The 13,258-nt window shown below is 66.4% G+C and carries 7 protein-coding genes and 1 tRNA gene; all 8 read right to left on the reverse strand.

Features of this window, described 5'->3' with window-relative positions; genetic code table 11:
- Positions 1-49: 49 nt before the first annotated feature.
- Positions 50-2,110, reverse strand: a complete 2,061-nt coding sequence (locus AC5I49_RS07870; protein WP_495789136.1) for a TonB-dependent receptor — start codon at positions 2,108-2,110, stop codon at positions 50-52.
- Between the two features lie 42 nt (positions 2,111-2,152).
- Positions 2,153-2,644 carry a copper uptake system-associated protein gene (locus tag AC5I49_RS07875; RefSeq protein WP_126312321.1) on the reverse strand — a complete coding sequence of 164 codons (492 nt, stop codon included), beginning with the start codon at positions 2,642-2,644 and terminating at the stop codon, positions 2,153-2,155.
- A gap of 34 nt (positions 2,645-2,678) precedes the next feature.
- The gene (locus tag AC5I49_RS07880; RefSeq protein WP_047327275.1) at positions 2,679-4,517 is read right to left on the reverse strand and encodes a TonB-dependent receptor; all 1,839 of its coding nucleotides are present in this window, start codon (positions 4,515-4,517) and stop codon (positions 2,679-2,681) included.
- Between the two features lie 312 nt (positions 4,518-4,829).
- On the reverse strand, positions 4,830-5,189 hold the full coding sequence (locus tag AC5I49_RS07885) for a hypothetical protein (RefSeq protein ID WP_047327173.1): 360 nt from the start codon (positions 5,187-5,189) through the stop codon (positions 4,830-4,832).
- Between the two features lie 194 nt (positions 5,190-5,383).
- Positions 5,384-9,019, reverse strand: coding sequence for an urea carboxylase (gene uca, locus AC5I49_RS07890; RefSeq protein WP_495789137.1), 3,636 nt, complete (start codon positions 9,017-9,019; stop codon positions 5,384-5,386).
- An 80-nt stretch (positions 9,020-9,099) separates the two neighbouring features.
- Positions 9,100-10,896 carry an allophanate hydrolase gene (gene atzF, locus AC5I49_RS07895; protein ID WP_160855831.1) on the reverse strand — a complete coding sequence of 599 codons (1,797 nt, stop codon included), beginning with the start codon at positions 10,894-10,896 and terminating at the stop codon, positions 9,100-9,102.
- Between the two features lie 327 nt (positions 10,897-11,223).
- Positions 11,224-11,300, reverse strand: a tRNA-Arg gene (locus AC5I49_RS07900).
- Between the two features lie 85 nt (positions 11,301-11,385).
- Entirely contained in the window at positions 11,386-13,143 is a 1,758-nt protein-coding gene (locus tag AC5I49_RS07905; protein WP_016449926.1) for a M14 family metallopeptidase, read from the reverse strand.
- Between the last annotated feature and the right edge of the window lie 115 nt (positions 13,144-13,258).

Consider the following 13,258-nt stretch of genomic DNA (forward strand, 5'->3'; position numbering starts at 1 on the left):
GTGCGTGCCTGGTGCGTGACTGGTGCGGTGGACGGCTGGAAGGTGTCCATCAGAAGCGCAGGTTCATGCTGGCATAGACGCCGCGCCCGTCGGCGGGCGAGTAGCCCGAGGAGCCGCTGTCATACCAGGCGTAGACGTACTTGCGGTTGGTGACGTTCTTGACCTGCAGGCCCAGGTCCATGGTGTCCGAGAGGCGGTAGCTGGCACCCAGGTTCAGCACGGCGAACTTGCCTGCGCGGCCCTGGGTATTGGTGCGCTCCAGGTAGTAGTCACCCTGGGCATTGCCCCAGGCCGACAGCTTCAGCCGGTCCGTGGCCTGCCAGTCCACGCCGGCCGAGACCAGGTAGTGCGGCACGTTCTCGATTTCCTTGCCCAGGGTGGCGGGAGCGCTGGGGTCGGGCGCGGTGATGCGCGCCACCTGATGGGAGTAGGCGATCCAGGCGGTGGTGCGGGCATGGGGCTTCATGTTGAGCTGTATGTCGTAGCCCTTGCGCAGCGTCTTGCCCACGTTGCCCAGGCCGCCGGGGTCGGGCAGGCCGTCCACGCCCAGCACCCGGGCCACCTCGCCCGAGGCGCGCTGCTCCCAGTAGGCCACGCGGCCGTTGAGCCAGGGCAGGGGAGAGAACTTGACGCCCGCTTCCCAGCCATCATTGATGGAGGGCCTGAGGTTGCGATCCTGCGTGCGGTAGGCGTCGATGCCCGAGCCGATCTGGAAGGTCCGGCCCCAGTTCGCGTAGACGCTGGCCTGCTGGCTCAGGGTGTAGGCGATGCTGATCTTGGGCTGCTTGATCAGGCCGTAGTCATGCACGGGCGCGCGCGTGCCGGCCAGGCGGTCGATGAAGTGGCCATCCACGTCGTCAATGCGCAGCGCCGGGATGATCCGCAGGGCTTCGATGGGGCGGATCACGGCCTGCACGTAGGCGCCCTGCGTATGGAGGTCGAAGTCCCAGTCGCGGAACGGCGAGGTCCGCACGCGCTCCGTGGTGCGGTAGCGCTGGCCCAGGTTGCTTTGCCGCTGGGCGTCCAGACCGCCTTCGAGCGTGAATTCATGCGCCCAGGCCACCTTGGGGCGCCAGGTCAGGGTGGTGATGGCGCCTTGCTGCTGCTCGTCGTTGTAGCGCTCCTGCTGCGATCCCGCTGCCGAGAAGCGCACCCAGCGCTGGTTCTCGTACTGGTTGGCGTAGACCTTGGCAGACAGCGACAGCTCGGGCGTCAGTTCGCCATCCAGGTGGGCGCTGAGCTGGCCGGTTTCCCGCTCGCCACGGTCGGCCGCCGCATATGCCGGGGAGCTGCGCGGCGCCTTGATGGCTTCTTCGTAGCTGAGGTAGCCCGACTCCAGCGCCTTGTTGCGGTAGTAGCGCGCGATCACGCCGGTGCGCCAGCGGCCATCGTCCGAGGTGTAGAACCATTTGCCGGACAGGGACAGCTTGCGGGCATCGGCATGGTCCCGGTAGCCGTCCGAATCGCGCCAGGCCAGGAAATAGTTCTGGCTCCAGTTGCCGCTCTCGATGCCCTTGGACACCTGCAACTCCTTGGTGCCGAAGCTGCCCACGGTCACGCTGGCACGGCCCTCGTTGCCGCCCGTGCGGGTGATCACGTTGGCATTGCCGGCGATGTTGTTGAGGCCGTAGCGCGCGTCATTGGTGCCGCGCACGATCTCGATGGCCTCGATGTCCAGCGGGAAGACAGCGTCCAGAAAGGGCATGCCCCCGGCGTTGTCATTGCTGGGGATGCCATCGATCAGCAGCTTGACCGCATTGATGCGGCCTTCGCCGTTGAAGCCCCGGAAGGAGAAGCGCCCGGCATCCGTGCCCTGCTTGAACTGCGTGACCTGCACGCCGGGCGCCTTGGACAGCAGCTCCCAGCTGTAGTCCACATGCTCGTTCTCGAGGATGTCCGCGCCCACGATGTCCACGGAGCTGAACACGCTGCGTGTGGACAGCGGGCCGGAGGCCTTGGAGGTGATGCTGATGGTGCCCAGCGTCAGGGCGGAGTCGTCCTGGCTCAACGGTTGGGGGGCGGCCAGGCCCTGGGCATGGGCCGCCGAGGCCAGTGCCAGGGTGATGGACAGGACCAGGGGGCTGCGCGAGAAGGAGAGGGAGACAGACATCACGTGAGGCAGACGGTGGATGGTGTGGAGGAGGCGATAGGCTCAATGGGCCGGATGTGCGGATGGGGGATGCTGGCCCTGCGCGTCCATATGGACCATGCCGTCGAACAGGGACAGCAGGGCGCGGCGCGGGGCGGGCATGGCGGACTCGGCCTGCACGACCTTGCTGGCCAGGCTGCGCGCGGCCGATGCAGACAGGCCAGCCATTGCCAGCATCTTGGGGTCCTTGAGTCCATCGCCGCCACAGACGGCCACCAGCCATTGGCCCTGCGCGTCGCGCCGCAGCAGGGCCCGGCCACCGCGATCGCCTTGTATCCATCCGGCGACCGCATGGCCGCCTTCGATGGAAATGGGCGCTACCTCCAGCCTGGCCTCGGGCTTGTCCCAGGTGGCCATCATGACGCTGCGGATGGTCGCCGCATCAGCCGATCCGGCCGTGGCGCGGGGCGTCGCGCCCGAGGCCGCCGCCATGGCGGGCAGGCCCAGGACCAGGGCCATCGACAGGGCGATGCTGCTCAAAGAAAGATGTCTCATGCGTGCTCCTTGTGCGGGCTGTGCGGGCGGGGGATCAGAAGCTGGCCGCCACGCCGATCTGTGCCGAGCGGCCGGGCATGGGGTAGCCGGGGCGATAGGCGTAGTTGCGGTCGAACAGGTTCTCCACGGCCAGGAAAACCTCTCCCTTGCTGCCCAGGGCAGGCACCGGATAGGCCACTCGCAGGTTGGCCACGGCAAAGCCGGCCACGCGCTCGGTGTTGGCGGCATCGGCGCCCCGCGCGCGGCTCAGCGCCCAGACTGCCGACTGGTACTGCGCATCGAAGGCGACCCGCACCGGGCCGGCCTTGCCATTGACGCCCAGCGTCAGCGCGCGGCGCGGGCTGTAGGGCAGGTTGTCCATGCTGGGGTCCAGCAGCGTCAGGCCGGCAAAGCCCGACCAGCCGCCGCCCAGCGCCTGGCGCAGCGACAGCTCCATGCCGCGCATGGTGTAGCCGCCCAGGTTGATGAACTGCGGCGGGGGCGGGACATTGGGCGGAAAGCCGAAGACATAGCGGTTCTTGACCTTGTCGTGGAAGATGCTGGCGTCAAGCTGTGTGGCCTGCGACAGCGTCCACTTGAAGCCCAGTTCGGCGTGGTCCATCTCCTCGGCGGACAGCTGCTGCCACGTGGAGCCCAGGGCCGGAATCAGCGATGCCAGCAGCGGTGTCTCCAGTCCGGGGTAGTTGATGCCGCGCGACAGGTTGGCGTAGACGGTGAACTGCTCCGAGGCCAGCGACAGGCCCGCATGGGGGGCCGCCTTGGAGCTGAACTGGCTGTGGTCGTACATGCGCAGGCCGGCAGAGGGCACCAGGCTCCATGTCGCCGACAGCGGGATCTCCTGGCTGAGTCCCGCATAGGGAGAGGTGATCCTGAAGGTGGGCGCCTGGAAAAATCCCTGGGGCGCTGGTGCGACGCGGTTGAAAGCGGCATCGCCCGAAATGCGGTCATGGTCCAGGCCGGCAGTGACGGTGGCCCCCTTCCAGGGCGAGAACTGTTCCTTCCAGCGCAGGCCGCTCATGCGGAATTTGTTGATGCTGTCGCCGTCCGGCGCGGGCTGGTCCAGCCAGTCGCCCCGGCCATGGTTGCTGTACAGCTTGAGCTCGCCCCGCCAGTCACCATGCACGTGGGACACGGAGCTGCTGAACATGCTCGCCTTGGTGTTGTACTGGGGGGCCAGCGCTGCAGCGGCAAGCCGTGCGTCGCCAGGGTCCCTGGCCTTGTTGTCCACCTGCAGGAAGCTGGCCGCCACCGACCAGTTCGCATCCAGCCTGTAGCCAATGCGCCCCATGAGGTTGCTGAGCCGGCCATCCGCATTGGCGCGGTGGCCGTCCGAGCGCGCAAAGCCCTGGGCCAGGCTCCAATCCAGGTTGCCGCTTCTGCCCAGCAGACTGGCCTGTTCGGTGAGGGTGCCGTAGGAGCCCGCCGAGATCCTGGCATCCCCGTGCACGCCGTCCTCGGTGGCGCGGCGCGTGAGCAAGTCGATGGAGGCGAAGTTGTTGCCATTGACCTGGGGCTGCGGGCTCTTGTAGACCGTGATGGACTGCATGCCGTTGACGGGCAGCAGGTCCAGCAGGGGATGGCTCCACAGTCCCATGTAGAACGGCACGCCGTCCACATAGGTCTTGATCTCGCTGCCGGGTCGGCTCACACCCATGCCGCGGATATAGACGGCGCCGCCCTGATCGCCGCCAAAGGCACCCACGGGGTTGTAGCGCGAGATCTGGACACCGGGCGTGCGGCGCAGGGCCGAGGCCAGGTCCACCGCGTTCTGGTCGCGCAATTGGTCCTGGGTGATCACGGCCGAGTTGGAGGAAAACGCATCCAGCTCCATCTCTTCCACCACGGGGCGGGCATTGACGGTGACGGGGGCCATCTGAGGCTCCTGGGCATGCGCGCCGGCAGCCAGTGTGAGAAGGGCCGAGGCGATGGAGGACCTGTGGAAAACGGCCGGAATGCAGGTGAAGCGTTGGGCAGGCATGGGTGTGCACGCAGTCCGTCTGAACTGCGCAAATCATTGTTGGACGATCCAGGGCAGGCCATTGCCCGTGCGCCGCACCGCCGGCCTGGTCACAGGCGGGCGCAATGGGGGCTTGGGGCAGGCCAGGAAATGACCTCGCAACTGGCGTGGCGCAAGGCCTTGCCATGGTGTCGCGGCCAAGGCAGCCGCGCTATCGATGCGAGGGAATCAGGCCTGTGCGGGAGGCCCGCGGGGCGGAAGCGGCGCGCCGACCAGGGCTGCGATATGGGCCGCTGCAAACGGATGCAGGGCTGCCGCCAGAGGATGGGGTTGTGCCACCGTCAGGCTGACGGGAGGCAGAGGCAATGCAGGGGCCAGGCACATCGAGCAATCGAGCGTGTGCTGACCTGGCGCCTGGGCCTGGCCCTCGTCGTCAAGAACCACCATGGTGATGGCTCCGCCGCTGGAGCAGATGAACTCCATGGTCTTGGGGTTGACGAAGGGCGAAGCCCCTGCAACACCCAGCGTCAGCAGGAACCACGCCAGGGCGAGGCGCTTCCAGAATGACGATGTGCGAAGGGTGTGCATAGCCCGCGATTATGGCGGCGATATCGGACTGACAGCAACCATCTTGCGCAATGCAGGAGCAGGACGGGTGGCAAGACAGTTTTGCAGGGAACTCACAACAGCTTGCCAGGCAGTTGCCTCGCTCAACAGGCGATGGCCCCGCAAACCTTGCGCAATTGCCTGATGCTGCCCTGCCTTGCATGCCGCGCAGTACTTCAGGAGCCGGCCGTTTGCGGCGCTTCCAGCACCATCAACGCATCTCCCGCAGCTACAGCCTTTCCAGCTTTGCAATGCACGGCAGTAATCTTGCCGGCTTGGCTGGCTACCACTTGGAACTCCATCTTCATCGCTTCCAACACCAAAAGTGGTTGCCCGGCTTCGACCTCTTGGCCTACTTCGACGAGAAACTTCCAAACATTGCCGGACATGTCGGCAGTGACTGTGTTGGCATCCATAGGGCCGGCGACAGACTCAGCCGCGCTTTCGCTCGCATCGGCTTTTACGTCGCTTTCCCAGAGTGCCACCTCGTTTGCGTAGGCCTTATGCTGCTTCTCCCTGAAGGTGTTGATCTCCTGCGCGTTCTGCGCAAGTTCTCTTTCGTACTCAGCCAAGTCAAACACTGCATCTTCTACGCGTGTCTGTGCCCGCCCCGCGCGGAAGTCCACACGGAACTTGTCCAGCTCAGCCTCGCTGACCGGGTAGAAGCGCACCCGGTCGAAGAAGCGCAGAAGCCAGGGGTCAGCGCCGAACTGGCCATTGCTGAGAAATCTGTTCCAGATCGGCACGGTCCGGCCGACGAGCTGGTAGCCGCCGGGCGAGTCCATGCCGTAGATGCACATGTACACGCCACCGATGCCCACCGTGCCCTCGGCCGTGTAGGTGCGCGCGGGGTTGTACTTGGAGGTCAGCAGCCGGTGACGCGGGTCCAGTGGCACCGCGCAGGGGGCGCCCAGGTACACATCCCCCAGTCCCATGACCATGTAGCTGGCGTCGAACACCGTCTTGCGCACATCCTCGCGACTGCCAAGTCCGTTGATGCGCTGAATGAAGTCCACGTTGTTGGGCAGCCAGGGTGCTTCGGATTTCACCGTTTCACGATAGCGTTGCACTGCGCCCAGGGTGGCCGAGTCCTCGAAGGCCATGGGCAGGTGCACGATGCGGCTGGGCACCTTGATGCCTTCCACGTCTGGAAGCTGTTTTTCCAGCGCGATCAGCTTGCCGATCAGTTCGGACTGCGCGATCACCCGGCTGTCGTAGTGGATCTGTACCGAACGCACGCCCGGCGAGAGTTCCTGCACGCCGTCGACCCTGGCGGCCTTGAGCGCCTCCATCAACAGGTGGATACGCAGCCGCAGACGCAAGTCCAGCACGTTCGGGCCGTATTCCAACAGGATGTACTTGTCGCCAGCCTGGCGATAGGCCACGGCGGGGCGGCTGCCCTCGGCGGGCAATTCGGCCAAGACGCATTGCGAAGCCGTGGCCAGTGCAGTGGACAGGCTCTGAGCGGGTCGCTCGGTCTGCGGGCGCAGCAGGCGAATGGCCTCGTCCTGCGCCTTCTCCAGCGCCAGTGCCTCCTCGAAGCCTATGCGCCGGAAGCGAATCGTGTCGCCCGGCTTCACCTGTCCCACTTTCCACAGTTCCGCTTTGACGATGGTCGCTGCGCAGACGAAGCCACCCAGGCTCGGACCGTCGCAGGTCAGGATCACCGGCGTGTCGCCCGTGAAGTTGATGCTGCCGATGGCGTACACGCAGTCATGCACGTTCGACGGGTGCAGTCCCGCCTCACCGCCGTCGCTGCGTGTCCATTCAGGTTTCGGCCCGATCAGGCGCACACCCAGCCGGTTGGAGTTGTAGTGAACCTGATAGTCGGTGGCGAAGAAGGCCGCCATGCTGTCTTCTGTGAAGAAGTCCGGCGCGCCATGCGGGCCGTAGAGCACAGCGATGTCCCAGTGCTTGCCATAGGCTGGCACCAGTTCATGGGGAGGCGTCGCCGGCACATAGGCGGGGGCTGGCGTGCTGCAGGCGGCCAGGTCGGGCCGGCTGACGGGCAGCACGTCGCCCACGCGCAGCGTTCGTCCTGCGTGGCCGCCGAACTGGCCGAGCACGAAGGTGGATTTGCTGCCCAGGTAGTCGGGCACGTCGATGCCGCGCCGGATGGCCACGTAGCTGCGGCACCCGCTGGTGGCCTTGCCGATGCGAAGCACTTGGTTTGCGCGGACGGCGATGGGCTTCCACCAGGGCAGCGGGTCGCCGTTGTCGAGCGTCGCGAGGGCTGGCGCACCGGTGAGTGCAATCACCGCGTTGCCGTGGAACTTGAGCGTCGGACCCTGGAGCGTGCATTCCAGTCCGGCCGCGCTTTCGTGGTTGCCGACGATGCGGTTGGCCAGGCGGAAGGCATAGTCGTCCATCGGCCCGGACGGCGGCACGCCGATGTCCCAGTAGCCGGTGCGTCCCGGGTAGTCCTGGACCGTGGTGTAGGTGCCAGATTCCAGCACCTCGACCACGGGCGAGACGTATTCGTAGCGGTCCAGCAATCGCGTGGACACAGTGCCGGTGACGAACTCCTGGCTCTGCAAAATGCTGCGCAGGTAGTCCAGGTTGGTGGCGCTGCCGTGCAGGCGCGTCAACTCAAGGGCCATCAGCAGCTTGTGGCGCGCTTCCTCTCGGTCAGCGCCGTAGGCGATGACCTTGGCGATCATCGGGTCGTAGTTCGCCGACACCTCGGTGCCGGTCTGCACCCAGGTGTCCACACGCACGCCTTCGGGAAACTGCACGTCGGTCAGCACACCGGGCGCGGGCTGAAAGCCACGCACGGGATTCTCGGCATAGACGCGCACTTCCATGGCGGCACCCTTGGGTTCAGGCAGGTCGTCGAAGGATGGCGGCTCACCAGCGGCGATGCGAACCATCCACTCCACCAGGTCCAGCCCCGTCACCTCCTCGGTGATCGGATGCTCGACCTGCAGCCGGGTGTTCACCTCCAGGAAGTAGAAGGCATCGCGCGCGCCGTCGTAGATGAATTCCACCGTGCCGGCCGAGACGTAGCCCACGGCCTCGCCCAGCTTCACGGCAGCGGCCAGCAGCGCCTTGCGCGTGGCTGGCGGCAGGTGCGGTGCCGGGGTTTCCTCGACCACCTTCTGGTTGCGCCGCTGTAGCGAGCAATCGCGCTCTCCCAACGCCACGACACGGCCTTGGCCGTTGCCGAAAATCTGTACTTCGACATGGCGCGCATCGGCGATGAAGCGCTCGATGAACACACCGCTGTCCTTGAAGAAGTTCTGGCCGAGGCGCTGCACCGAATCGTAGGCCGCGATCAGCTCGGCCTCGTTGTCGCAGCGCGAGAGGCCGATGCCGCCGCCGCCCGCCGTGCTCTTGAGCATCACCGGATAGCCGATGTGCTGTGCAGCTGACTTGGCGTCCTCCAGACTTTGCAGCAGGCCGGTGCCTGGTGTGAGCGGCACGCCCGCCGCCTCGGCGATCTCGCGCGAGGTGTGCTTCAGGCCGAAGCGCCGCACCTGGTCCGGTGTCGGGCCAACGAAGACGATGCCCGCTGCCGCACACTGCTCGGCGAACTCGGTGTTCTCGGACAGGAAGCCATAGCCGGGGATCACCGCCTCGGCCCCCGTTTCTCTGGCGATCTCCAGGATGCGGTCGCCGCGCAGGTAGGTTTCCGCCGGGCTGCTGCCGCCATCGCTGTTCAAGGGCACGGCCACGTCGGCCGCTGCCACGTGCAGGCTGTCGCGGTCGGCGTCCGAATAGATGGCCACCGAGCGCACGCCCATCTTCTTGAGGGTGCGGGCGATGCGTACCGCGATTTCTCCACGGTTGGCAATGAGTACGGTCTTGAACATGGGCGGACTCCAGGCAATGCAGCGGCCTGGCCTGTCGCGCAGGCCGCTCGAAAAGTAGATGGTCAAAGGGGAGGGCGGGGTTACTTGCGAGCCATGTAGGCGCGCCAGCCTCCGAGCGACGTAATGTCTTCGGCCCCTTGCGTGGCCCACGCTTCGCAGACGAAGCCCTGCACCGTGCGACCGTCGATCAGTTCCAGCGTGCCGATGCCCAATGGCGAAGGGATCAATGCCACGAAGGAGCCGTAGCGCTCCACCGGTATCGCCCACAGTTCCACGGCGATGGGTGCGCCATCACCCGTGCGAACCAGGCCGGGCTTGGGAGGCACGGTGCCGGGCAGCGCGTAGAAGCGGTACGCGGCCGAGGTGTGGGTGCTTTCCAGTAGCGTGGCGCCGCGCTCGATGAGCTGGCCGTTGAGCGGCATGCCTGACAAATGGGCACCCACCACAGCGACGACGACCTGTCCGTCCAGATTGGTTGATGCCGGTGCGTCGATGGGCGGCAGGTCCTGCTGCGAGGCGCCACGTTTCCATGGGGCGGCCGCCTGCCAGCGTCGGCCGAACTCGACCAACCGTGCCTCATGCCAGCCGGGCGAGATCAGAGTGATTCCGGCGGGCAGCCCGTCGGCACGCATGCCAGCGGGCAGCGCGATGGCGCTCCAGTCGAGCAGGTTGACGAAGTTCGTGTAGATGCCCATGCGCGAGTTCAGCGTGACTGGATCGGCCTGCAACTGCTCAATGGTGTAGATACTGGGTGCCGTGGGCACGAGCAGGCCGTCCAGCCCCTGCATCAGCGCCTCTGCCTTGCGTGCCAGCGCCATCCGGCGGTACTCGGCCTTGTAGGTGTCCACGGCGCTGAAGTTCTTCGCCTTGTCCACAATGCTGCGCACGACGGGGTGCACGACCTCGGGCCTGGTGTTCATGAGGTCCTCGATGGCCGCGTAGCGCTCACCGACCCATGGGCCTTCGTACAGCAGCGCGGCGACCTCGAAAAGCGGGGCGAAGTCGATGGGCCGCAGTTCCACGCCGATGGCTTCCAGCCGGCGCAGCGCATCGCTGTACACGCGCTCGGCATTCGCATCGCCGAACCAGTCGGGCGATGCCGGAATGCCCAGCACCGGCTTGGCAGGCCATGCAGCGGGACGAGCAGGGGCGCTGCGCGAGTACGCATCGGTGGCGTCGAAGCCGCCCATGGTGCGCAGCGCCGCATCGGCATCGCCGACGCTCAGTGCCATCACCGTGATGCAGTCCAGCGTGCGGCAGGCCGGCACGAGACCGGTGTTGCTCACCAGGCCACGTGTCGGTTTCAAGCCCACGAGGTTGTTGTGACCAGCAGGCACGCGGCCGGAGCCGGCCGTGTCGGTGCCCAATGCGAATGGCACCAGGCCGCGCGCCACTACCGAAGCAGAGCCCGAGCTGGAGCCCCCGCTGATGAATTCGGGCTTGAATGCGTTGGGCACGGGGCCATAAGGGGAGCGCGTGCCCACCAGGCCGGTAGCGAACTGGTCGAGGTTGGTTTTTCCGATGGCCACGGCACCTGCCGCCTCCAACCGGTCGACAACCGTTGCATTGTGGGCTGGCAGGAATGCGAACTCGGGGCAGGCGCAGGTCGTTGCCAGCCCTGCCACATCGATGTTGTCCTTGGCGGCAAACGGTATGCCGTAAAGCGGGAGTTTGGACAAGTCTCCACCAACCGCTTCCCGTTGCTGCCCAAGCTGAACCAGCCGTGTGTGCAGGCCGTCCATGGACAAACGGGAAATCCAGGCGGTATCACCGTCCTTCAGACTGGCTAGCAGAGGCACCAGAAGATCTGAGGGCGCGGCGCCACGTTGGTAGGCAGATTGCCAGTCGGAGATAGTCCAGAACGCTGTATTGGTCATGTTTGATCGGTAGGTAGAGCGATGTGGAGGCCACCAGCTTGATCACAAGCGGAGAGGATTTGCGACGCTTGTCCGCATGGGTGGCTTCCTGTTGCAGCCCAGTATTACGAAATCAAAAAACTTCATACATACGTCAAACAGCGTATGGGCCGGTGACGCTGCGCTGATACGGGATGCATGGCCGAAGGTGTCGCGCTGAGCCCAAACGCAAAAAAGCCCCCTCGGCTGCCATCACGGCGCCGAGGGGGCTTTGTCGTTCTGAAGGCTGATTCTTCCCAAGTTCTTCCCAGGGGACCTGAGAAAAGTCGCGCTTCAGAGGGAAAAGACTGGCCTGCCCGGAGGGACTCGAACCCCCGACCTATTGCTTAGAAGGCAATTGCTCTATCCGGTTGAGCTACGGGCAGGTATGGCCGCTGACGGGCCAGCGCGGATCATACCCGCAATGGGCGGGCGCTCAGGGCTTGGCGGCGTGCCCTGGCGCCCTTGCCGTCATTCGGCGTCTTCTTCTTCCTCGAACACCACCGAAGGGGGGGCCATCACGCGCGCCATGTCGCTCAGCGTGGGCACCAGGCCGCGTGCGAGGTAGCTGTAGGGCGTGTCGGGCTCCAGCGCCGCAGCGGCAATATTGGCCATGGGCTGGTTCATCGACAGGTAGTAGCTGCCCACGGGTGCTTCGACGGCGCCGCGCGTGAGCGCATAGGCGCCGCTGGCGGGCGTGGCCGAGCGGGCCTCGTTGTACGAGTCGGCCAGCAGCTGGCCGGGCTCGGCCACCTTGAGCACTTGCAGGCCCAGCAGGCGCAGCCTGTCCACGGCGGTCTGGGCGCTGGCGGACAGCCAGTAGCCGCAGGAGCGCGGGCGCGACAGCGTGGTGCGGGCCTGCAGGGAGGCGTTCCAGTCCACGCGCACCTGCTGGTCGGCACCCGTGTCGGGCTGGATCATGGTGAGCGTGCGCTGCTCGGGCGTCTGCTCGGCCTGGACGGCGAGTTGCTGGTGGCAGGCGAGAGAGGCGGTCTCACGCGCCACGAAGGCCTGCACCTGGGTGAGGTCCTTGGCGCGCTCGGCGCTCGAATGCAGCATGCGTGTGGCGGCGGTGACCAGGGTGTGCACGCGCCGCTGGATGTGGGCGCGGCCCAGGTCCGAGCCACGGCTGCTGACCAGATAGCCCACCGAGTTCTTGAGTCCGCTGATGTTGCGCAGCGAATCGGGCGCCAGGCTGCCCATGGAGATGGACTTGTCCTGCAGGTCCTGGCTGGTGGTGTAGTACCAGTCGCTGCTCAGGCCGGCTTGCGACAGCGCGGTGCGCAGCGGTGCCGTGTACCACTCGCGCGCAGCCTTGGTCACGAATTCATTCTGGTTGGCCGTGGCCGAATACTGCAGCAGGGCGTCGTAGCGCTGTATGGCCTGGTACTTCTGCAGGAAGATGCTGGCGGCCGGGAATTCCTGCAGGTCCACCACGGCGACGGGGCGGTAGTCGCGTGCCAGCGTGGCCAGGGCCTTGGCCTCCGGCGTGTTCAGGAGCAGGTGGTCATGGGCGATGTCGGTGCCATCGGCTGCATTGCGCGTGCCGGCTTCCACGGCATCGGGGTTGGCGCGCGGCACGAGGATCACGTTGATCTGCTGCAGCAGCGGCTCCAGCAGGCCGCCGGGAGCGAGTTCGCGGGCGATGATGAGCAATGCCTCGGTCCCTGCAGGCTCGTCGCCATGCTGGCCGGCCACGAGCATGACCGTGGGGCGGCGGCTGTCATAGAGCGCCGACGGCTGGATGCCGGGAGCGCGCGTGGCCACCAGGGCCTGGATGGGGCTGCCGCGCTGCGAGCTGCCGGGCTGCACGATTCCCAGGCGCGTGTCGCGGCCCAGGGATTTGCTGGCCTGGCTGTTCAGCCAGGAAGACAGTTCGCTGGCCGTGGTGAACTGGTTGCGCTGCGGCGCCAGGCCGGGCGTGTCATAGCGCGTGGCCGGGTCGGGGAAGCGCGCCGCCACGGCCGCGTTGTAGGGCAGGGGGACGAGGTTGTTGGCCGGTGCGATCGGCTGCGTGGTCGCCTGGGGCACCACGGGTATTTCCGGGGCCGGGCGGGTGGGCGTGGCCACCTGGGGCTTGGAGGACGTGGGCCAGGGCGGCAGCGGCGTGCTGGAGCAGGCGGCCAGCAGGGCGGTGCATGCCAGGGCCGACCACCGCAGCCGGCCCTGTGGCAGCTCCGGATCGGGGCGCTGGCTGGAGGGTATGGCGGGTGGAGTCAGCAGTGTCATGGCGTGGCCTTGAGGAACCAGTCGTGGGGAATCTTGGGGAATCCGGGAAAAAAGGGGTGCGGCCTTCAGTCGCCGCAGGCCGCAATGCTATCGGGATGATAGCCATGCAGGCTTG

Source organism: Delftia sp. (assembly GCF_059499305.1).